Genomic DNA, 21,638 nt, shown 5'->3' on the forward strand with positions numbered 1-21,638 from the left:
GCCTCCCGGCGAAATGGCTTTCATTATAAAACGTTCCGGCTTGTCGTGTTTAACAGTTATAGCTTGAGGATATCAAAGCAACAGGCTGAACCTGCTTTTCATCTGTCACAAATCGCGGCATCATAACAAGTATTGCCATCCGGCCTGATAAGTTCGAGGAGAGAGAGATGTTTGCCGTTATTTTTGGTCGCCCAGGGTGCCCGTATTGCGTGCGCGCAAAAGAATTAGCAGAAAAATTAAGCAATGAGCATGACGATTTTAACTTCCGCTACATTGATATCCATGCCGAAGGTATTACGAAAGCCGATCTGGAAAAGACGGTAGGTAAGCCAGTTGAAACCGTTCCGCAGATTTTTGTTGATCAAAAACACATCGGCGGCTGCACGGATTTTGAAGCGTGGGCAAAAGAGAACATGAATCTGTTCGCCTGATCGCCGTTTCTACGCCCTCCGCTGGAGGGCGTCTTCAGTTCTTTTTCCGTCGATGATGCTGATTGAACAAGTTGCTGATAAACAAAAAACACAATGCGCCAAGCGCGCACCAAAACACCGCACTAAACAACCACGCCAGCTCTTGCCACAACGAACGCGTCGGCATAAAAACGAACCGCATCAGTAACAGACAGCACGGCGCCGCAAACATGGCACCAAGAAGGGGTTTGAGCACCTCCCGACGATGGGAGAAAAAGCTTGCTGCAGCACCAGGCAGGATAAAAAACAACAATCCGACCTCAGGATGCCCTGCCGCTCTGAATGCCCCTTTCACGTTCAGCGTTAATGAAAGACACACCACAATAAAGAGCACAAAGCAGCAGACCGCACCCGCCCAACTTTGCTTATGTTTCAATTGTTCCTCCTGACACATTCTCTATCGAACACTCTTTTCGCCCGCAGGCGTCCAGTCAGATAAAGTAACCAGGCATTCCATGCCAAAAACACACTCACACGATTCTTATAGCCGTTGATACGTAATGAGATTAAACTAACCGCATATATTGTTATGCTGCATTATTTGGGGCTGTGTACGAAGCTGTCGCCCCTTAATTTCTGGCAAAAACATTAGCGTAAATTGCCATTTCTTTCAATAGCTTACTAGTAAACAAGAAGTTAGTCTCCGTGAATATAAACGTCGCAGATTTGTTAAATGGGAATTACATCCTGTTATTATTTGTGGTCCTGGCACTGGGCCTGTGTCTGGGTAAATTACGTCTGGGTTCAGTCCAACTCGGTAATTCCATTGGCGTTTTAGTGGTGTCCCTATTATTAGGTCAACAGCACTTTAGTATTAACACCGATGCATTAAATCTCGGCTTTATGCTGTTTATTTTTTGTGTCGGCGTCGAAGCCGGTCCCAACTTTTTTTCGATTTTTTTTCGCGATGGGAAAAATTATCTAATGCTTGCTCTGGTGATGGTCGGCAGCGCCATGCTGATCGCCCTGGGGCTGGGTAAGCTATTTGGCTGGGACATCGGCCTGACGGCAGGTATGCTGGCCGGCTCGATGACCTCAACGCCGGTGCTGGTCGGCGCGGGTGACACCTTGCGCCATTCCGGAATGTCGGGGACATCGCTTTCAACCGCCCTCGATAACCTGAGCCTCGGTTATGCGCTCACCTATTTGATTGGTTTGGTCAGTCTGATTGTTGGCGCGCGCTACCTGCCGAAACTTCAGCATCAGGATCTGCAAACCAGCGCCCAACAAATCGCACGTGAACGAGGTCTGGACACTGATGCCAACCGTAAGGTTTATCTGCCGGTAATTCGTGCCTATCGCGTTGGCCCGGAACTGGTGGCATGGGCCGATGGCAAAAATCTGCGCGAGCTGGGTATCTATCGCCAGACCGGTTGTTACATTGAACGCATCCGTCGCAACGGCATTCTGGCCAATCCGGATGGCGACGCGGTACTGCAAATGGGTGATGAGATAGCCCTGGTGGGTTATCCGGATGCGCATGCCCGCCTCGATCCCAGTTTCCGTAATGGTAAAGAGGTGTTCGATCGCGATCTGCTCGATATGCGCATCGTCACTGAAGAGATTGTGGTGAAAAACCACAATGCCGTTGGCCGCCGCCTGGCCCAGTTAAAGCTGACCGATCACGGCTGTTTTCTCAACCGCGTGATCCGTAGCCAGATTGAAATGCCTATCGATGATAACGTCGTGCTTAATAAAGGCGACGTGCTGCAGGTCAGTGGGGATGCTCGCCGCGTCAAAACCATTGCCGATCGTATCGGCTTCATTTCCATTCACAGTCAGGTGACCGATCTGCTGGCCTTCTGCGCCTTCTTTATCATCGGTCTGATGATCGGGATGATCACCTTCCAGTTCAGTAATTTCAGCTTCGGCATCGGGAATGCGGCTGGACTGCTGTTCGCCGGGATCATGTTGGGCTTCCTGCGTGCCAACCATCCAACGTTTGGCTATATCCCACAGGGGGCGCTGAACATGGTCAAAGAGTTTGGCCTGATGGTATTTATGGCAGGCGTCGGTTTAAGCGCGGGCAGCGGCATTGGCAATGGCCTTGGCGCCGTGGGTGGGCAAATGCTGATTGCCGGCCTGGTTGTCAGCCTGGTGCCGGTTGTCATCTGTTTCTTATTCGGTGCTTACGTATTGCGCATGAACCGCGCCCTGCTTTTTGGCGCCATGATGGGCGCGCGTACCTGCGCTCCGGCAATGGAAATCATCAGCGATACGGCACGCAGCAACATCCCCGCATTAGGCTATGCCGGGACCTACGCAATTGCCAACGTACTGCTGACATTAGCGGGGACACTCATCGTCATTGTCTGGCCTGGGCTTGGTTAGCGCTGAAATTTACTCTTAAACGAAAATTTTTTGCAGGTAAGCAGAACTTTTCTTCAAGACGTCAGTCATAACTATTGCCACTGCTTTTCTTTGATGTCCCCAATTTGTGGAGCCCATCAACCCCGCCGTTTTGGTTCAAGGTTGATGGGTTTTTTGTTGCCTGAATTTTGCGATCGCTGACTCCCTCCCCCGAAACTCTCTGTCACATTTGCAGCATGCTGGTTATGACACATACTTTTAGTCAAAGCTAAATGGTAATAGGTGGTTGCTATGTTACTCGCAGGCAAAGTCGCGGTAATTTTCGGTGGCAGCGGCGCTATAGGCAGTGCAGTTGCGCATGCTATGGCGCGTGAAGGCGCTCATGTGTATCTGGGCGCGCGCAGTCAGGAAAAGCTGGATTGGGCGGCCAGTAGCATTCGAACCGCGGGCGGTGCCGTCGAAACCTTTGTCACCGATGTCCTCGACGAATACGGTACCTCAAAACAAGTTACTCACCTTGCGCATCAAACCGGTGGAATAGATGTGGTGGTTAACGCAACCGGCTTTATGCATGAACAAGGCAAACGCATCGAGGCATTATCCCTTTCTGAGTTTATGAGCGGTATCACCCCTTTCCTCTCGGCGCAGTTCAATATCGCAAAAGCCGTAACGCCACACATGAGCGGCAATCGTGCGGGCGTCATTCTCACCGTTGTTGCGCCTGCGGCCCCGATGGCGATGCCTGGACATCTGGGACACATCGTTGGCTGTGCGGGAACAGAGGCCTTTATTAAAGCGCTTGCCAGCGAACTGGGGCCGGCGAATATTCGGGTCGTCGGCGTGCGCTCGCATGCGATTGTGGATGCCGTTCAGGCCGGTTCCTATACCGGGGAAATTTTTACCGCTAAAGCGCAGTCAATGGGTATTACCGTCGCACAATGGTTAGCTGGTGCGGCGCAAAGTACCATGCTTGGGCGTCTGCCTACGCTTGCACAAATCGCTGAGGTAATGACCTTTCTGGCTTCAGACCATGCCGGAGCAATCACCGCAACGGTGGTGAATATTACAGGCGGCGCTACGCACAACTGACCGTCGCGGGCAACCCCGCAATACGCTCCACCATCAGCAAGATATCTTCTCGCCGCAGCGGCTTTTTGTCCGTGACAAAATGCAGCGTCATCCCTTCAATAAACGCATCCAGCGCCCGCGCCGTAACCGGAGCAAACCACTGCTCCAGCGTTTGTTGGCTGCGTAACATCCAGTTTTGCATCACCGTTTTTAGTGCCGGTTTACGGCTGGCGAAGGCATACAGCTGATACATGAGTTCCATGTTATCGGGTGTCGTGACCTGGGAGCTGTAAATCATATCGGTAATCGCATGGCAAGCCTGCGACGCATCCGCAACGTCGGCAAAAAAAGCCTGATACTGCAGCATCATCCTGTCAGTAAAACGGTCAAACGCCTCCATTAAAAGCTCATCAATTCCCGAAAAGTAATAGGTCATAGAACCCAAGGGCACCTGAGCAATTGTCGCAATCTTCCGATGTGTAACCGCATGAATACCATGGGCTATTACCGCATCCAGAGTCGCCTGAACTATTTTTTCCCGCCGCTGCGGATCGTTCGCACGTCGCACTGCATTACCTCTTCTTGCATTTGTGTACAAATGTACACAACCTTGCTAAGGTTGTCTTCTTTCCTCTTTTCTTCGGCTCGAATTCATGACTGGCATCTCATCACGCAAAGCCTTAAGACGTCGCACCTGGGCACTGTTCACGTTCTTCTTTTTACCAGGATTATTAATGGCCTCCTGGGCAACGCGTACCCCTGCCATCAGAGATATCCTCTCCATCTCAACCGCCGAAATGGGCGCGGTGCTGTTTGGACTCTCAATTGGTTCGATGAGTGGCATTCTTTGTTCGGCCTGGCTGGTGAAACGATTTGGCACGCGTAAAGTGATCCGCACCACCATGTCTTGCGCAGTCCTCGGAATGGCAATCCTCAGCGTAGCGCTCTGGCTGCATTCCGCATGGCTTTTCGCATTTGGTCTGGGCGTGTTCGGCGCCAGCTTTGGCGCAGCAGAAGTTGCCATCAACGTCGAAGGTGCGGCTGTTGAGCGCGAAATGAATAAAACCGTACTGCCGATGATGCACGGTTTTTACAGCCTGGGAACGCTAGCGGGTGCCGGAGTCGGGATGATGCTTACCGCCTTCAGCGTACCGGCGACCGCGCATATCTTGCTGGCGGCGATGGTGGCTATCACCCCTATCTTCATCGCCATCAAAGCCATTCCTGACGGCACGGGTAAAAATGCCGCTGACGGGTCTCACTCCGGCGAAAAAGGACTGCCTTTTTATCGCGATATTCAGCTATTGCTGATTGGCGTCGTGGTGCTTGCAATGGCATTTGCTGAAGGTTCCGCCAACGACTGGCTTCCGCTACTGATGGTGGACGGACATGGATTTAGCCCGACATCAGGCTCGCTGATTTATGCCGGATTTACGCTGGGTATGACCGTTGGACGATTTACTGGCGGCTGGTTCATCGACCGCTACAGCCGCGTCGCGGTAGTACGCGCCAGTGCGCTTATGGGGGCTCTTGGGATTAGCCTGATTATTTTTGTCGACAGCACTTGGGTGGCGGGTGTTTCCGTTATTCTGTGGGGACTCGGCGCATCACTGGGCTTCCCACTGACCATTTCGGCTGCCAGCGACACCGGCCCCGATGCGCCAACCCGCGTCAGCGTTGTCGCCACTACCGGCTATCTGGCATTCCTGGTTGGACCACCGCTGCTGGGCTACCTGGGTGAACACTACGGCCTGCGTAGCGCTATGCTGGTGGTGCTGGCGCTGGTGCTTGTCGCCGCCATCGTCGCGAAAGCGGTGGCAAAACCGGATCTCAAAAACACCACTGTGATGGAGAACAGCTAATGCGTATCAAACTGATTGCAGTCGACATGGACGGCACATTTTTAAGCGACCAAAAAACCTATAATCGTGAGCGCTTTATGGCGCAATACCGTCAGATGAAAGAACAAGGGATCCGCTTTGTGGTCGCCAGCGGCAACCAGTATTACCAGCTCATCTCCTTTTTCCCTGAACTGGCCAGTGAAATCTCATTTGTCGCCGAAAACGGCGGATGGGTGGTCAGTGAAGGGGAAGATGTCTTTAACGGCGAGCTGGCAAAAGACGATTTCCAGGCCATTGTGGAACATCTGCTGACACGTACGGACATCGACATTATCGCCTGCGGTAAAAATAGCGCCTATACCCTGAAGCGGTACAGCGATGAGCATAAGACGGTCTCCGCCATGTATTATCATCGTCTTGAATTTGTGGATAATTTTGACAACCTCAATGACGTTTTTTTCAAGTTCGGGCTAAATATTTCAGACGATCGTATCCCCCTGGTGCAGGCTGACCTCCATGAGGCGATTGGCGACATTATGGTGCCGGTACATACCGGCTACGGCAGCATCGATTTAATTATACCCGGTGTGCATAAGGCAAACGGTCTGCGTCTGCTGCAACAACGCTGGAATATTACCGACGATGAGGTTGTTGTGTTTGGCGATGGCGGCAATGATATTGAGATGCTGCGTCAGGCAGGATTTAGTTTTGCAATGGCGAACGCCCATGAGCCGGTTATCCAGGCGGCAAAATATCGCGCAGGGTCGAACAACGAAGAGGGCGTGCTGGATATTATCGACCGCGTGTTAAAGAATGAAGCACCGTTTACGCAATAACGCCTCAGCACAGACGGCAACAAAATGATGGCATGATCTATTCATAATCCGCCTCAAATTAACCCGCTGGATTATTACCTCCAGTGAATATTCAGACGAGCGGATTATGAAGAAAAGTGTACTGATAGCGACATTGTTACTGGGTTTTGCGGGGACAACATTTGCGCAAAGCGTTACCGTTGATGTACCAAGCGGTTATAAGGTGGTGGTAGTGCCCTCTTCCGTCAGCGTTCCGCAGGCGGTCAGCGTTACCACAGCGCCACAAACGGTGTATGTTGCTCCGGCGCCTGCCCCGGCGCCTGTCTATCGCGCACATCCTTATGCGCGACATGTTGCAAGCGTCGGTGAAGGAATGATCATCGAACACCAGATTGACGATCACCACTAAGTTTTTGCCTGGCCCGGGCAACCGGGCTTTAACCTTCCCGTGAATCCCCTACCCGTTTATCTTTCAGGAAGATAACCATCAGAATCACCCACAGTACGCCGCTTGCCAGATTGAACAGGCTGAACAAGCCGTTTCCTCCGAGCAGATAAGCGTGTTTACTCAGCTCAATACCGACGGTAAAAATCAGCATCTGCAACATACCCATGGCGGCAGAAACCGTGCCCTTACTCATTTCACTGGCAAACAGCGTCAGACGTACCAGTCCCGCATTCGCCACGCCAATACCAAACGCATAGATGCTTAAACCCGCCGTCATCCATAGATACGCATGGGATGACACCACCGTGGCCGCAGCGGCAATCACCAGCCCGACGGCGATTGGCCAGCCGCCCATGATAATCAGCGAACGTACGGTTTTTCGCGAGGTCAGGCGCGCCAGTACCAGGTTACCGGCAATCAACGCGCCAAAAATCGGCACCTGCAACAGGCCATATTCGTAGCTGCTGAGATGTTCACCGCTGATGATAATAATCGGGGACTGCGCAATCCACGCCAGTAACGGCAGGCTGACAAAACCCAATGCCAGCGCGCCTGCAACAAAGCGCACGTTCCTCAGCACCAGCTTATAATCTTTGCCCAGCTCTTTAATCGACAGCTTTTCACCAAGCCGGGTTGCCGTTTCCGGCATCGCGCGTTGCAGACCAAAAAAAGAGATGGCGGCCAGGGCAGCAAACAGGATAAACATCCCTTCCCACGGCAGAACATGTACCCAGGCTGCGCCGACCAACGGCCCCAGCAGGGGCGCAATCAACGCTACGTTTGCCATCAGCGCGGTAATTTTTATGCACACCGCTTCTTCAAAGGATTCCTGAATTGCGGCGTAACCCACCGCGCCAATAAAGCACAGGCTTATCCCTTGTAAAAAACGCAGGAAGGTAAATTGCTCAATATTCTGCGCAAGCAGGGTTGCAAGGCAGGTCACAATGAACCAGAGCACGCCGGTTAACATCACCGGGCGACGTCCAATTCGATCCGACAGCGGTCCTAATAACCACTGCAAAAACATGCCGCCAGCCAGATAGGCGGTCATGGATGTGGGCACCCAATCTAATCCGGCATTATATTGCTCCACCACCGCCAACATTCCGGGCTGGATCATATCGTTGCCGATATAAGTAGAGAATTCGTAAAGCACCAGACAGAGAGGGAAAAGTAATGCCTGACGCCCCAAACGGGCGCCTGAAGATAAACGGTTCTGCATGCAGTCTCTTAACTATAGAAAAATCGCGCAAAGTGTAATAAATGCGCCGTACTGGTGATAGTGAATTATGTGATTTGAAAGCAAATTGCGCACATTTTTACACTCATTTGCTCAGGAACATTTTGCGTTAAGGTTAATTTAAGTTGAGACCGCTATCATGTTCAATAAGTCTCATTAATTGTCTGAAAAATAGTCATTTAACAGACAAATAAGACAAGACCGCTTTTTATCCCGTGAAAGCAATTTTATGCTCTCCCCTCTTGGGCCTTTTTAACGATTACACTGAGTCTGGACGTTATGCTGGAAAATCTGAACAACTCACTTTTTTATCTCATCAATGCCACGCCGGACTCTGCGCAATGGATGATATCGCTTGCCATTTTTATTGCCAAAGACCTGATTAACATCGTACCGCTGTTAGCCGTTGTGCTTTGGCTTTGGGGGCCGCGGGCCCAGGTTACTCTCCAGCGCCAGTTAGTTATAAAAATGGCGATTGCGCTGATCGTCGGTCTGACGATTTCATGGCTGATGGGGCATCTGTTCCCTCACGATCGTCCGTTTGTTAACCACATCGGTTACAACTTCCTGCATCATGCGGCGGATGACTCTTTCCCGAGCGATCACGGTACGGTTATCTTTACCTTTGCACTGGCTTTCCTGTTCTGGCATCGCCTGTGGACGGGCGCTCTGCTGATGGTCGTTGCTGTGGCGATTGCCTGGTCGCGGGTCTACCTTGGCGTACACTGGCCGCTGGATATGCTGGGAGGATTACTCGTCGGGCTGATTGGCTGCCTGAGCGCCCAGATGATCTGGCAGCGGTTTGGCGAGCCCCTGTACCTCGGCTTGCAAAATGGCTATCGCGCCTGCTTCGCTCTGCCCATCCGTAAAGGCTGGGTGCGTGACTAACCCACGGTAAAAAGAGTAGTATTAAGCGCGATACTGAGCACTTATTCTACTCTCCAGGGGAACTATGGAAACTCGACGCGACGAGCGTATTGGTCAATTACTGCAGGCGCTGAAACGCAGCGATAAATTACACCTCAAAGAAGCCGCGACGCTGCTGGGCGTATCTGAGATGACCATTCGTCGCGACCTGAATAATCACGATGCTCCCGTCGTCTTGCTCGGGGGCTATATTGTTCTGGAACCCCGCAGCGCCAATCACTATTTAATCAGCGATCAAAAATCCCGACTGGTAGATGAAAAGCGCCGTGCCGCCCAGATGGCGGCAAGCCTCGTGCAGGCACATCAGACTATCTTTTTCGACTGTGGTACCACCACGCCGTGGATCATTGAGGCTATCGACAATGAATTGCCTTTCACCGCAATCTGCTACTCGCTGAATACGTTTCTGGTGCTGCAGGAAAAACCGCAGTGCCGCGTCATTCTGTGTGGTGGCGAATTCCATGCCAGCAACGCAATTTTCAAACCGCTTGATTTCCAGGAAACGCTGAACAACCTGTGCCCGGATATCGCTTTTTATTCCGCAGCTGGCGTTCATATTGAGAAAGGCGCGACCTGTTTTAACCTGGAAGAGCTACCGGTGAAACACTGGGCGATGTCGATGGCGCAGCATCACGTGCTGGTGGTCGATCACAGCAAATTTGGTAAGGTGCGTCCTGCGCGGATGGGTGAAGTAAAACGCTTTAATACCATCGTCAGCGATAGCCGTCCTGACGAGGCGTTTGTTGAGCACGCGAAAGCGCAACGTATCAAACTGATGTATTAAGCGATACTGCCGGATGGCGATAGCGTCATCCGGCAAACGCTAAGCTTAAGAGAACCAGCCGCCAAACCACTGGTGGAATTTCATCATCACAAAGTCCCACATGCGACTAAAGAATCCCCCCTCTTCCACGGCCTCCATCACCATCAGTGGACGCTGCTCGATGGATTTCCCGTTCAACTGGAAGTCGATAGTCCCCACAACCTGGCCTTTCTTCAGCGGCGCGGTTAACTGTGGTTCGGTCAGGGTAAAGCTGGCCTTCAGGTTTTTGAGCTGACCACGCGGGATAGTCACCGAGCCCGCTTCTCCGGCGCCCAAATTAACCTCACTCTTATCGCCAAACCAGACGCGCTGCGTCACGAAAGTGGCATCCGGTTTAATCGGCGTAACGGTTTCAAAGAAGCGGAAGCCCCAGGTCAGCAGCTTTTCTGACTCATTAAAACGAATACGGTCGGTTTTCGCCCCCAACACCACGGAGATCAGGCGCATATCCCCCTGGGTCGCGGAAGCAACCAGGTTGTATCCCGCCCCGGCCGTGGTACCGGTTTTCATACCGTCCACGTTCAGGTTGGTGCTCCACAACAAACGGTTGCGGTTCGGCTGGCGGATTTTATTAAAGGTAAATTCTTTCTCTTTGTGGATAGCGTACTCTTCCGGTACATCGTGGATTAGCGCCTTCCCGAGCAGGGCCATATCACGTGCGGTACTGAACTGTCCTGCCGCATCCAGGCCATGCACGGTCTGGAAAGTGGTATTGGTCAGCCCCAGTTTTTTCGCGTAGCCGTTCATCAGACCAATGAAGGATTCCTGGCTGCCCGCAACGTAATCAGCCAGTGCGATACAGGCATCGTTACCAGACTGGATAATAACGCCTTTATTCAGATCGGACACTGCAACCTGATCGCCGGGCTTGAGGAACATAACCGACGAACCGCGCAGGGCCGGATTACCGGTCGCCCAGGCGTCTTTGCCCACAGTGACCATGTCGTTGAGGTTAATTTTCCCGGCCTTCAGCGCCTGACCGACTACATAGCTGGTCATGATCTTGGTCAGACTGGCAGGATCCAGTTTCTCATCAGCATTACCTTCCGCCAGAACCTTACCGCTGGCGTAATCCATTAGGATCCACGCGCGCGCGTCGACGCTCGGTGGGGCCGTTGGTTGCTCCGCCGCCTGTACGCTCGGCGACAAAAGGATTAAGAGTGCAGAACCTGCAGCAAAGCTGCGAAGTGAAGAGAAGTATTGCGTCATAAATGCCACCCGAGTATCCATTCCAAAAAACCACGTCATACCACACCGTGTTTACACAAAACCAGCCAAGCGACCCTGGCCAACCCATGCAGAAAAGGTCTGATGGATGACGTGTAAAATAAGTGCGGTGAGTAATAACGCACTAACGAGCTTAAAGAAACCGTAAGTTGGTAAAGTTTTTAAAGTTTATGCAATAACACCGCGCTGCGCTGCTCCTGGCACGATTTTTTTAGACTTTGTTGCGTAAATATTAGGTTTACCCCACCATGTGGGCTAGTCAGATGGCATCTGCAGCCATAAAGCTGCTCAATTAATTTGCGGGGTTACTATGATTACACTGTGGGGTCGCAATAACTCGACCAACGTAAAAAAAGTATTGTGGACGCTCGAGGAACTGGAACTGCCGTATAACCAAATTCTGGCGGGCGGACAGCATGGCGGTAACCGCGATGCCGACTATCTGGCACTCAACCCGAACGGACTGGTCCCGCTGCTACGCGATGATGAAACGGACGTTGTTCTGTGGGAATCCAATACCATTGTCCGCTATCTGGCAGCTCAGTACGGACAAAAGCGTTTGTGGATTGACGCCCCGGCCGCGCGCGCCGTCGGTGAAAAATGGATGGACTGGGCAAACCAGACGCTAAGTCCTGCGCATCGGGTTATCTTGTTTGGCCTGGTCAGAACCCCTGCCGAGAAACGCGATATGGCGGCAATCGAGGCGGGTAGTCAGGTGTGCGATAACCTGTTTGCTATTCTGGATAACGCGCTGTCGGACCAGCCATGGTTCTCCGGGGCTGAATTTGGCACTGCCGATATCGCCGTTGCGCCGTTTATCTATAACCTGTTCAACGTTGGCCTGAGCTGGACCCCACGCCCACATCTGGAGAACTGGTATCAGCAACTGACCGAACGTCCGGCGTTTCAAAAAGTCGTAATGATCCCGGTCAGCTAACTCAATCAGGGACTCACTTTCAGTAATTCCCCGTCGGACTCGTCGGTTAGTACGTATAAGTACCCGTCTGGTCCGACGCGCACATCACGGATCCGTTGTCCCCTTTCCTGCAACAGACGACCCTCTTCGGTGACGGCATTCCCTTTGACGCTCAGCACGATCACTTCTTTATCTTTCAACGCGCCAATGAATAACTTCTGCCGCCACTGTGGGAAGGTATCGCTATTATAAAAAGCCATTCCGCTGACCGCCGGTGACTTTTCCCAGTAAAAGATGGGTTGCTCTGTTCCAGCAACAATTGGGCCTTTTGCTTCGGGAATTTTAAGACCACTGTAGTTAACGCCCCAGGTCGCAAGCGGCCAGCCGTAGTTTTTCCCTTTCTCCGGGATATTGATTTCATCGCCCCCGCGTGGACCATGCTCATTAAGCCACAGCGTATCGCTCCAGGGATTCATCGCCATCCCCTGCGGGTTGCGGATACCATATGACCAAATCTCTGCCCGTGCTCCTGCCCGCTTCACAAACGGATTATCCGGCGGAATTTTTCCCTCATCGGTCAGTCGTACGACCTTGCCCTGCAGCTTATCCAGATCCTGGGCGGTAGAACGTCGATTATTTTCACCAAGACCAATAAACAGATAACCGTTGCCATCAAAAACCATACGTCCGCCAAAATGGTTTCCGCTGGAGAGCTTCGGCTGTTGGCGAAAAATGGTCTGGAACCCTTGCAGATGTTTGAGATCGTCGCTCAGTCGTCCGTAACCAACCGCTGTCCCGGCGTTACCTTCACTGTCAGCTTCAGCAAAGCTAAGCCACACCCGGCGGGATTGTTTAAAATCCGGAGCTAATGCCACATCAAGCAATCCCCCCTGACCATTCGCCCAGACTTTGGGTACGCCGGTCAGCGGGTCGGAAAGCCCCTTCCCTGACTGCCAAAGTCGAAGCTGGCCGCCTTTGAGCGTAATGAGCATGCCGCGATTGTCGGGTAAAAACGCCAGCGACCACGGATGATCGAGTTTCGTTTGCAGCACTTCCACCTCTACCGCGGCGGCATAAGAGGAAAATAGCGCGAGTGGGACAGCACAGAGAAAGAGTCGACGCATAACACCTCCTTAATGGCTCTGCATAAAGCGTAGCCAGCAAGGGGAATTATCCTGCCACATTTACATAATCTTAACGAAAAGGGGGAGCGCCCTCCCCCTGATTCAGACGTGTTCCAGCGTTGAATAAGATTGCAAACACTGGATACTTAGCGTCAGCGTTGTCAGGCAGTTTTCCAGTTTCTCTGCGTTAACGGCGATAAAGGTTGGACAATCGTGATGTCCACTCATAAGACAAACAGCGGCGGCGGCTAACGCCCCTTCAGCACGATGAAGGGCATTCCACTCTTCCTGATCAAGATGCATACCGTGAAGCTGTGATTGCTCGTGCAATTCGCGATTCAGTACAAAAAAATTATCACGCAGACGATCGCTCTCGCTGACTGACATGTAGCCTTTCGCTTTTCTCAACAGCAGATAAGCGGCAAGTTCGACACGGGCGTTTATCAATTTGTTGAGAAGATCGGTTCTCAGTCTGTCAACAACCATACTTTGTTCCTCCTCTTTCCAACTATGGTGCAACTTAATAGTATGGTCATTTTTTGAACAAAGTCGTGTCCAGGATCAATCCATCACCGAAAATTAACACTATTTACAAATAATCTTTAATTCCACGCCGGGCGTGGCGACTGATGGTATGAGATTGCGATACAATTTTTATTCAGAACTCTGTAGAATCCGTGCCCTGAATATTCCAATAACTGAACAATTTTTACGCTATGAGCAATGTAACCCACCAGCCGAAAATCGGCTTTGTCTCCCTCGGCTGCCCGAAAAACCTCGTCGATTCTGAACGCATCCTGACCGAACTTCGTACCGAAGGCTATGACGTTGTGCCAAGCTACGACGACGCGGATATGGTTATCGTTAACACCTGTGGCTTTATCGACAGCGCGGTTCAGGAGTCGCTGGAAGCAATCGGCGAAGCGCTGAACGAAAACGGCAAGGTGATCGTCACCGGCTGTTTGGGCGCGAAAGTCGATCAGATCCGTGAAGTCCACCCGAAGGTGCTGGAAATCACCGGGCCGCATAGCTACGAACAGGTTCTGGAGCACGTTCACCACTATGTGCCCAAACCGAAGCACAACCCGTTCCTGAGCCTGGTTCCTGAACAGGGCGTCAAGCTCACTCCGCGTCATTATGCCTATCTGAAAATTTCTGAAGGCTGCAACCACCGCTGCACGTTCTGCATTATTCCGTCGATGCGTGGCGATCTGGTGAGCCGTCCGATTGGCGACGTCCTCAGCGAAGCCAAACGTCTGGTGGATGCGGGCGTGAAAGAGATACTGGTCATTTCTCAGGATACCTCCGCGTACGGCGTGGATGTGAAGCATCGCACCGGTTTCCATAACGGCGAGCCGGTCAAAACCAGCATGGTTGATCTGTGCGAGCAGTTATCAAAACTGGGGATCTGGACTCGTCTGCATTACGTCTATCCCTACCCGCACGTTGATGACGTGATCCCACTGATGGCGGAAGGGAAAATCCTGCCGTACCTGGACATCCCGCTGCAGCATGCCAGCCCGCGTATTCTTAAGCTGATGAAACGCCCAGGCTCCGTGGACAGACAACTGGCACGCATCAAGCAGTGGCGTGAAATCTGCCCTGAACTGACGCTGCGCTCAACCTTCATTGTCGGTTTCCCGGGTGAAACGGAAGAAGACTTCCAGATGCTGCTCGACTTCCTGAAGGAAGCGCGTCTGGACCGCGTGGGCTGCTTTAAATACAGCCCGGTAGAAGGCGCTGGCGCCAATGACCTGCCGGACCAAATCCCGGAAGAGGTGAAAGAGGAACGCTGGAACCGCTTTATGCAATTGCAACAGCAAATCTCCGCTGAACGTTTGCAGGAAAAAGTGGGCCGCGAAATTCTGGTTATCGTTGATGAAGTTGACGAAGAAGGCGCGATTGGCCGCAGCATGGCTGACGCCCCTGAAATCGACGGCGCGGTATACCTGAATGGCGAAACCAAGGTGAAACCTGGCGATATCATCCGCGTGAAGGTCGAAAACGCTGATGAATACGATCTGTGGGGCACCCGCGTTTAAATAAGCGCAACCCAACTGTAGGCCGGATAAGCGTTACGTCTTATCCGGCCCTGTGATTTATCCTTTAATTTTCGGGTCCAGCGCGTCGCGCAGACCATCTCCGAGTAAGTTAAACGCCAGCACCGTCAGGAATATCGCCACCGCCGGGAAAATCGCCACGTGCGGCGCGATCACCATATCAGCGCGGGCTTCATTGAGCATTGCCCCCCACTCCGGGGTCGGCGGCTGCGCACCCAATCCCAGAAATGACAGGCTCGCGGCAGAGATAATCGACGTGCCAATACGCATGGTAAAAAAGACCACGATCGATGAAACCGTACCCGGCAAGATATGGTTGAAGATGATGGTCGCATCGCTGGCACCAATACTGCGCGCGGATTCAATAAAGGTCTGCTGCTTTAACACCAGCGTATTTGCGCGCACCAGCCGCGCGAAGGCCGGAATGGAGAAAATGGCCACGGCAATAATCACGTTTGCAATGCCGCTGCCCAGCACAGCGACCACGGCTATCGCCAGCAAAATGCCCGGAAAGGCGAACAGCACATCGCAGATACGCATAATCAGTCGATCCCACCAGCCTTCGTAGTATCCCGCCAGCAGACCCAGCACGGTGCCAATCGCTGCGCCAATAAATACGGCAAAGACCCCCGCCGCCAGCGAGATTTGCGCCCCCACCAGCACGCGGCTAAAAATATCCCGCCCCAGCGAGTCAACGCCGAACCAGTGCAGCATCGACGGTCCGTCATTCAGACGGTCATAATCGAAGTAATTCTCGGCATCAAATGGCGTTAACCAGCGAGCAAAAATCGCCACCATTATCAGCAGCACGACAAATAACCCCGCTAACATCGCCATGCGCTGGCGACGGAAACGACGCCAGAATTCATGCCACGGCGTGCGTATCTGCTCAGGCTTAACAAGGGGCATCGCATTTAAAATCGCCTGTCGGCGCCAGTTAAAAAATCGCATCCTTACTTGTACCTGATAGCCGGATTAATGGCGGCATAGAGCACATCCACCACTAAGTTAATAAGAATAAACTCCAGAGAAAACAACAGCACCTCGGCCTGAATCACCGGATAGTCGCGCATTTCGACTGAGTCCACCAACAGCCGCCCAAGCCCTGGCCAGTTAAACACCTTCTCAACCACAATTGAGCCGCCAAGCAAAAAGCCAAACTGTAGCCCCATCATGGTGACCACCGGGATCATCGCATTACGCAAACCATGTTTTAACACCACCCAGGTTTCACTCACCCCTTTGGCCCGCGCGGTACGCATATAGTCTTCACTGAGCACATCGACAAACGAAGCGCGGGTAAACCGGGCTAACACCGCAGCCACCGCCGCACCCAGGGTAATAGACGGGAGGATATAGTGCCGCCAGGTATCAGCGCCAACGGTGGGTAACCAGCCAAGCTCAACGGAGAATATCTGCATGAGCAGCATGCCGAGCGCAAACGCCGGGAAAGAGATCCCGGTGACGGCGAGCGTCATACTCAATCTGTCCGGCCAACGATTGCGCCATACAGCAGCAATGATCCCTGCCGTCATGCCGAATAACACCGCCCACGCCATGCTGGCAATGGTCAGCCATAGCGATGGCATAAAACGACTGGCTATCTCTTCGGAGACCGGGCGACGAGAAACCATTGAGGTTCCAAAATCGCCTTGCAACACGTTAGTAATGTAATGCCAGAACTGAATATGCAGCGGCTGGTCCAGACCCAACTGCTGACGCACCAGTTCGATAACCTCAGCGTCAGCCTCCGGTCCAGCAATCAGCCGGGCCGGATCGCCGGGTAGCAGGTGAACAAATAAAAATACCAGCACCGCTACAATCAACAGAGTTGGAATCAACCCCAGCAGGCGCTTGAAAACATAGTTAAGCATCACACTCCCTTCGCCGGCCCCTGCGTGGCGGGGCCGGATGAATAGCTTATTTTAAATCCGCATCATCAAAGCTAAATCCGGTATCCGGCATGATCCAGAACCCGGTCAATCTGGTGTTGTGCGCCGAAATCAGTTGTTCCACTACCAGTGGGATCCAAGGCGACTCTTTCCAGATAATATCCTGCGCATCCTTGTACAGCTTCGCTTTCTGGGCCAGATCGTTGGTTTGCAACGCTGCCGCTAAATCACTGTCCACCTGCTTATTGCTGTAGAACGCCGTATTAAACAGCGTTGGCGGCCAGTTTTGAGATGCAAACAGCGGTGACAGCGCCCAGTCTGCTTCACCCGTAGAGGCAGACCAGCCGGTGTAGAACATGCGTACCCCGCTCTCTTTCTGCGCTTTACCTTCGACTTGCGCCGCGCGCTGACCGGCATCCATCGCCGTCACCTGAGCCTTAACGCCCACCTGCGCCAGTTGCTGCTGGGTAAATTGCAGCACTTTTTGCGCGGTACTATGGTTATGAGAAGACCATAGCGTGGTGGTAAAACCGTTCGGATAACCCGCTTCTTTCAGCAGTTCGCGCGCTTTTGCCGGGTCGTATGGCCATGGCGTATAGCTTTGCGCATAGGCGATCGACGGTGGGAGAACGCCGGTTGCTGGCGTCGCGTAACCGGCAAACGCCACTTTCACCAGCGCCTGACGGTTGATGGCATAATTCAGCGCTTCACGCACCTTCGGGTTATCGAACGGTTTTTGCGTGACGTTCATGCTGATGTAACGCTGCATAATAGACGGACTGGCCACCAGTTCCAGGTTTTTATTCTTCGCCAGTAGCGCCGCCTGCTCGTAAGGGATCGGGAAGGCAAACTGCGCTTCCCCGGTCTGCAGCATTGCCGCACGCGTGTTGTTGTCGGTCACCGGACGCCAGGTAATCGTATCCAGCTTTGGCAGCCCTTGCTGCCAGTAACCCGCGAACTTCTTAACCTTTACAAAATCCGTCTGATTCCAGGTCTCAAGCTGATACGGCCCGGTCCCCACGGGATGGAAACCGATCTCCTTGCCGTATTTCTCCAGCGCGGCGGGAGAGATCATCGCCGTAGCCGGGTGCGCCAGAATATTGATAAATGCAGAGAACGGCTGCTTCAGCGTTATCTTCACCGTCGACGGATCGACGACCTCGGTTTTATCGATATTCTTATACAGGTTGTAGCGTTTCAGATGGTTTTCCGGGTTGCTGGCCCGGTCGAAGTTAGCTTTAACCGCATCGGCGTTGAAGTCGGTGCCGTCCTGAAACTTCACACCCTGTCGCAGCTTAAGGGTATAAGTCAGGCCATCATCAGAAACCGTATAACTCTCCGCCAGCACATTTTTCAGCTTCATCTCTTTATCAAGGCCAAACAGCCCCTGGTAAAACGACTTCGCTACCGCCTGCGACAACGTGTCGTTTGCGTCGTAGGGATCGAGGGTGGTGAAATTGGATCCTACCGCCACTACTACATCTTTGGCGGCCCAGCCAGGTGTGGCGGCCAGCGCAGAGGCCACTCCCACAGCAACCAGCCATTTTCGAGCAACAATTTTTGTCATGTTATTCTCCTTAAACCCTGCCTGCCTGTTATAAACGCGAAAGCGCATTTTCTGGTTGCGGACGCGCAACATAATGCCCCGGGCCAACTTGCTGTAGTGAAACGGGGGAAATCTCTTCACCGCGTTTGCGGATATTACTGGGGATATCATCCGACAGCAGCACGCGCTGGGGCCGGTGATGTGAGGGATCGGCGACCGGGACTGCCGCCATCAGTTTGCGGGTGTACGGATGCTGCGGATTTTCAAACACCGCGCGTCGGGTGCCGATCTCGACGATTTGCCCAAGGTACATCACCGCCACCCGATGACTGATCCGCTCCACCACCGCCATATCGTGGGAAATAAACAGGTACGCAATCCCCATTTCTCGTTGGAGGTCGAGCAACAGGTTGATAATTTGCCCGCGAATTGAGACATCCAGCGCCGAGACTGACTCATCGGCAATAATCACCTTGGGATTGAGCGCCAGCGCCCGGGCAATACAGATACGCTGACGCTGACCACCGGAAAACTCATGCGGATAGCGCCAGGCATGCTCAGGGAGCAATCCTACGCGTTCCAGCAGCCATGCAACCCGTTTTGCCGCCGCATCGCCTTGCAGTAGCCCATGCACCCGCAGCGGTTCTAAAATGGAATATCCCACGGTCTGACGCGGATCGAGCGAAGCATAGGGGTCCTGGAAGATAAATTGAATATCCCGACGCAGCGGCTGTAGCTTACTGGCGGCCAGGGTATCGATACGCTGTCCGTTGAAAACAATCTCCCCGCGTTGAGACTCTACCAGACGTAGCAGCGCCCGACCGGTGGTGGATTTCCCGCAGCCTGACTCCCCCACCAGCGAGAGCGTCTCCCCGGGCCACAGGTCAAAGCTGACGTTTTCCACCGCATGCACCTCGCGGGTCACCCGATTAAGAATGCCGCTGCGCAGCGGAAAACGCGTCACCAGATTACGTACCTGCAAAATAGGCTCGCCTTCAACCACGGTATCCTGTTCAGTCTGTGGTTCTACATGGCTGGGATCGTGTAACGAAATGAGTGGAAACCGGCGCGGGTACGCTTGTCCGGTCATCGCCCCAAGCTGCGGCACGGCTGCCAGCAGCGCTTTGGTGTAAGGATGCTGGGGAGCGTGAAAAATCTGCTCAACGCTGCCGGTTTCTACCGCCTCGCCCTGATACATCACCAGCACGCGATCGGCAATATCCGCTACGACGCCCATATCGTGGGTAATAAAGATCACTCCCATCGACATATCCTGCTGCAACACTTTTATCAGTTGCAGGATCTGTGCCTGAATAGTGACATCCAGCGCGGTAGTCGGTTCATCGGCAATTAAAACCGCAGGGCGACACGATAGCGCCATGGCGATCATTACCCGCTGGCGCATGCCGCCAGAAAGCTGGTGCGGATAGCGCGATAAAATAGCCTTCGCCTCGGGGATACGCACCTGGTCGAGCATCCGTTTCGCTTCCACCATCGCCTCTTCGTGGCTGGCCCCCTGATGCAAACGGATTGACTCAGCAATCTGCTCACCCACGGTAAATACCGGATTAAGCGATGTCATGGGCTCCTGGAAGATCATGGCGATATCTGCGCCACGCACGTGACGCATCCGCGACGCGCTCTGTTCACCCAGCTCAATAACCTGTCGGTTACGGCGTCGAAGGAGCATTTCATCGCAGCTCACCTCGCCGCCTGACTGTTCAATCAAACGCATCAGCGACAAGGCTGTTACCGACTTTCCTGAACCGGATTCACCCACTATCGCCAGCGTTTCACCACGCTTCAGGCGAAATGACAGATTACGCACCGCACTGATGCGCTGTTGCTCCTGTTCAAAGGCAATGTTCAGGTTGCTGACTGCCAGCACGTCGCAGGCGTCAAGCTCATCACTGTGTGGCAACGGTATCTCCTTTTTCCCGATAAATACCGGTGGTTGGCGTATCGCCTGCATATCCCCAGGCACGGTACATGCCTTCGCTGTTAAAGGGCAAGGCGACGTTGCCCTCGTGATCGACGGCAATTAAACCGCCGCTACCGCCGAGCGCCGGTAATTTTTCCATTACTACGCGTTCGCACGCCTCCGATAAACTCAGGCCGCCATAGTCCATCAACGCCGCAATGTCATAGGCCGCCAGCGCACGAATAAAGACTTCACCGGTTCCGGTGCAGGAAACGGCCACACTTGCGTTATTGGCATAACAGCCAGCGCCGACCAGCGGACTGTCACCTACCCGACCCGGTAATTTATTGGTCATTCCGCCGGTCGATGTTGCCGCCGCCAGATTGCCAAACATATCCAGCGCGACCGCACCCACAGTACCCATTTTGTTGTTTTCATCCAGCGGGGTCGCGCTATGATCCAGCACCGTTTCACCCGCCGATTGCGCTGCCAGCAGTTGAGCGTAGCGTTCTGGCGTCGAGAAAATATCCGCCGAAACGCGCTCCATACCCTGCGCAATGGCAAAGTTTTCAGCCCCTTCACCTATCATCATGACGTGTGGGCTGTGTTCCATCACCAGGCGTGCCGCGAGAATTGGGTTGCGCAGATGGCTAACCCCGGCGACGGCTCCCGCGTTTAGCGTATTACCGTCCATCACACAGGCGTCCAGTTCATGGGTTTCATCACGGGTATACACCGCGCCAATTCCGGCATTAAACAACGGACACTCTTCCAACAAACGCACGGCTTCGGTGACCACATCCAGTGCGCTACGACCGTCTTCAAGCATCCGTTGGCCGGTTTCAACGATATCCGACAGCGCTTGTATATAACGCAATTCTTGCTCCTGGCTCAGTAACGCGCGGGTGATAGCCCCTGCGCCGCCGTGAATTGCAATGACTGCTTTACCCATTTTATTCGTCCATTAGGTGGCGGGTACTGGAGGGTTATAAATATCAGAATTTCGGTGA

Annotated in this window: 21 protein-coding genes; 10 read left to right on the plus strand and 11 right to left on the minus strand. The window is 53.1% G+C overall.

Annotated elements, in window-relative coordinates; all coding sequences use genetic code 11:
- Window positions 1–167: 167 nt before the first annotated feature.
- A complete protein-coding gene (locus tag HV302_RS16330; RefSeq protein ID WP_016152408.1) occupies window positions 168–431 on the plus strand; it encodes a GrxA family glutaredoxin in 264 nt (87 codons plus the stop codon).
- A 34-nt stretch (window positions 432–465) separates the two neighbouring features.
- Here the strand turns inward: HV302_RS16330 and HV302_RS16335 are convergent, their stop codons facing one another.
- The gene (locus tag HV302_RS16335; RefSeq protein WP_181626290.1) at window positions 466–846 is read right to left on the minus strand and encodes an inner membrane protein YbjM; all 381 of its coding nucleotides are present in this window, start codon (window positions 844–846) and stop codon (window positions 466–468) included.
- Between the two features lie 269 nt (window positions 847–1,115).
- Here HV302_RS16335 and HV302_RS16340 point away from each other — a divergent pair, with 269 nt between their 5' ends.
- Window positions 1,116–2,801 (plus strand): aspartate:alanine antiporter, encoded by a 1,686-nt coding sequence (locus HV302_RS16340; protein ID WP_016152406.1) that lies wholly within the window; start codon window positions 1,116–1,118, stop codon window positions 2,799–2,801.
- Between the two features lie 270 nt (window positions 2,802–3,071).
- The gene (locus HV302_RS16345) at window positions 3,072–3,869 is read left to right on the plus strand and encodes an SDR family NAD(P)-dependent oxidoreductase (protein ID WP_181626291.1); all 798 of its coding nucleotides are present in this window, start codon (window positions 3,072–3,074) and stop codon (window positions 3,867–3,869) included.
- On the opposite strand, the gene HV302_RS16350 is transcribed toward HV302_RS16345, so the two are convergent.
- Window positions 3,856–4,416: a TetR/AcrR family transcriptional regulator gene (locus HV302_RS16350; RefSeq protein ID WP_029139468.1), complete on the minus strand. Its 561-nt coding sequence runs from the start codon at window positions 4,414–4,416 to the stop codon at window positions 3,856–3,858. The two genes, HV302_RS16345 and HV302_RS16350, sit on opposite strands and share 14 nt — an antisense overlap.
- Before the next feature lie 85 nt (window positions 4,417–4,501).
- Here HV302_RS16350 and HV302_RS16355 point away from each other — a divergent pair, with 85 nt between their 5' ends.
- From HV302_RS16355 to HV302_RS16365, 3 genes are all read left to right on the plus strand, one after another.
- Window positions 4,502–5,710, plus strand: a complete 1,209-nt coding sequence (locus tag HV302_RS16355; protein ID WP_029139467.1) for an MFS transporter — start codon at window positions 4,502–4,504, stop codon at window positions 5,708–5,710.
- On the plus strand, window positions 5,710–6,525 hold the full coding sequence (locus HV302_RS16360; protein ID WP_047359406.1) for a Cof-type HAD-IIB family hydrolase: 816 nt from the start codon (window positions 5,710–5,712) through the stop codon (window positions 6,523–6,525). The genes HV302_RS16355 and HV302_RS16360 overlap by 1 nt, the downstream gene beginning before the upstream one ends.
- A gap of 106 nt (window positions 6,526–6,631) precedes the next feature.
- Entirely contained in the window at window positions 6,632–6,913 is a 282-nt protein-coding gene (locus HV302_RS16365) for a hypothetical protein (RefSeq protein WP_019076373.1), read from the plus strand.
- A gap of 28 nt (window positions 6,914–6,941) precedes the next feature.
- Here HV302_RS16365 and HV302_RS16370 read toward each other — a convergent pair whose 3' ends face one another.
- Window positions 6,942–8,174: an MFS transporter gene (locus HV302_RS16370; RefSeq protein ID WP_047501216.1), complete on the minus strand. Its 1,233-nt coding sequence runs from the start codon at window positions 8,172–8,174 to the stop codon at window positions 6,942–6,944.
- Between the two features lie 297 nt (window positions 8,175–8,471).
- On the opposite strand from HV302_RS16370, the gene ybjG reads away from it, so the two are divergent.
- Both ybjG and deoR read left to right on the plus strand, forming a co-directional pair.
- Window positions 8,472–9,080 carry an undecaprenyl-diphosphate phosphatase gene (ybjG, locus tag HV302_RS16375; RefSeq protein ID WP_137352034.1) on the plus strand — a complete coding sequence of 203 codons (609 nt, stop codon included), beginning with the start codon at window positions 8,472–8,474 and terminating at the stop codon, window positions 9,078–9,080.
- Window positions 9,081–9,144: 64 nt separating this feature from the next.
- Window positions 9,145–9,903: a DNA-binding transcriptional repressor DeoR gene (gene deoR / locus HV302_RS16380; RefSeq protein ID WP_016156090.1), complete on the plus strand. Its 759-nt coding sequence runs from the start codon at window positions 9,145–9,147 to the stop codon at window positions 9,901–9,903.
- A gap of 45 nt (window positions 9,904–9,948) precedes the next feature.
- On the opposite strand, the gene dacC is transcribed toward deoR, so the two are convergent.
- On the minus strand, window positions 9,949–11,151 hold the full coding sequence (gene dacC, locus HV302_RS16385; RefSeq protein ID WP_065554553.1) for a serine-type D-Ala-D-Ala carboxypeptidase: 1,203 nt from the start codon (window positions 11,149–11,151) through the stop codon (window positions 9,949–9,951).
- 328 nt (window positions 11,152–11,479) lie between these two features.
- On the opposite strand from dacC, the gene HV302_RS16390 reads away from it, so the two are divergent.
- The gene (locus tag HV302_RS16390) at window positions 11,480–12,106 is read left to right on the plus strand and encodes a glutathione S-transferase family protein (protein ID WP_181626292.1); all 627 of its coding nucleotides are present in this window, start codon (window positions 11,480–11,482) and stop codon (window positions 12,104–12,106) included.
- A 5-nt stretch (window positions 12,107–12,111) separates the two neighbouring features.
- Here HV302_RS16390 and HV302_RS16395 read toward each other — a convergent pair whose 3' ends face one another.
- Both HV302_RS16395 and bssR read right to left on the minus strand, forming a co-directional pair.
- On the minus strand, window positions 12,112–13,209 hold the full coding sequence (locus HV302_RS16395) for a PQQ-dependent sugar dehydrogenase (protein WP_181626293.1): 1,098 nt from the start codon (window positions 13,207–13,209) through the stop codon (window positions 12,112–12,114).
- 102 nt (window positions 13,210–13,311) lie between these two features.
- Window positions 13,312–13,695 (minus strand): biofilm formation regulator BssR, encoded by a 384-nt coding sequence (bssR, locus tag HV302_RS16400; RefSeq protein ID WP_094760733.1) that lies wholly within the window; start codon window positions 13,693–13,695, stop codon window positions 13,312–13,314.
- Between the two features lie 230 nt (window positions 13,696–13,925).
- On the opposite strand from bssR, the gene rimO reads away from it, so the two are divergent.
- Window positions 13,926–15,251 (plus strand): 30S ribosomal protein S12 methylthiotransferase RimO, encoded by a 1,326-nt coding sequence (rimO, locus tag HV302_RS16405; RefSeq protein ID WP_016152393.1) that lies wholly within the window; start codon window positions 13,926–13,928, stop codon window positions 15,249–15,251.
- Between the two features lie 57 nt (window positions 15,252–15,308).
- Here the strand turns inward: rimO and gsiD are convergent, their stop codons facing one another.
- Genes gsiD through iaaA form a run of 5 tightly spaced genes read right to left on the minus strand, consistent with a single transcriptional unit; the run spans window position 15,309 to window position 21,580 of the window.
- Complete coding sequence (gsiD, locus tag HV302_RS16410) at window positions 15,309–16,220, minus strand: glutathione ABC transporter permease GsiD (protein WP_016156084.1); 912 nt, start codon at window positions 16,218–16,220, stop codon at window positions 15,309–15,311.
- Window positions 16,221–16,222: 2 nt separating this feature from the next.
- Window positions 16,223–17,143 carry a glutathione ABC transporter permease GsiC gene (gsiC, locus tag HV302_RS16415; protein WP_016152391.1) on the minus strand — a complete coding sequence of 307 codons (921 nt, stop codon included), beginning with the start codon at window positions 17,141–17,143 and terminating at the stop codon, window positions 16,223–16,225.
- A 46-nt stretch (window positions 17,144–17,189) separates the two neighbouring features.
- Window positions 17,190–18,728 (minus strand): glutathione ABC transporter substrate-binding protein GsiB, encoded by a 1,539-nt coding sequence (gene gsiB / locus HV302_RS16420; RefSeq protein ID WP_181626294.1) that lies wholly within the window; start codon window positions 18,726–18,728, stop codon window positions 17,190–17,192.
- A gap of 28 nt (window positions 18,729–18,756) precedes the next feature.
- The gene (gene gsiA / locus HV302_RS16425) at window positions 18,757–20,628 is read right to left on the minus strand and encodes a glutathione ABC transporter ATP-binding protein GsiA (RefSeq protein ID WP_047415279.1); all 1,872 of its coding nucleotides are present in this window, start codon (window positions 20,626–20,628) and stop codon (window positions 18,757–18,759) included.
- Window positions 20,615–21,580, minus strand: a complete 966-nt coding sequence (gene iaaA, locus HV302_RS16430; protein ID WP_016156081.1) for a beta-aspartyl-peptidase — start codon at window positions 21,578–21,580, stop codon at window positions 20,615–20,617. Before iaaA ends, gsiA begins: the two co-directional genes overlap by 14 nt.
- Between the last annotated feature and the right edge of the window lie 58 nt (window positions 21,581–21,638).

Origin of the sequence: Citrobacter sp. RHBSTW-00859 (assembly GCF_013729795.1) — a bacterium.
Classification (GTDB): domain Bacteria; phylum Pseudomonadota; class Gammaproteobacteria; order Enterobacterales; family Enterobacteriaceae; genus Citrobacter; species Citrobacter braakii.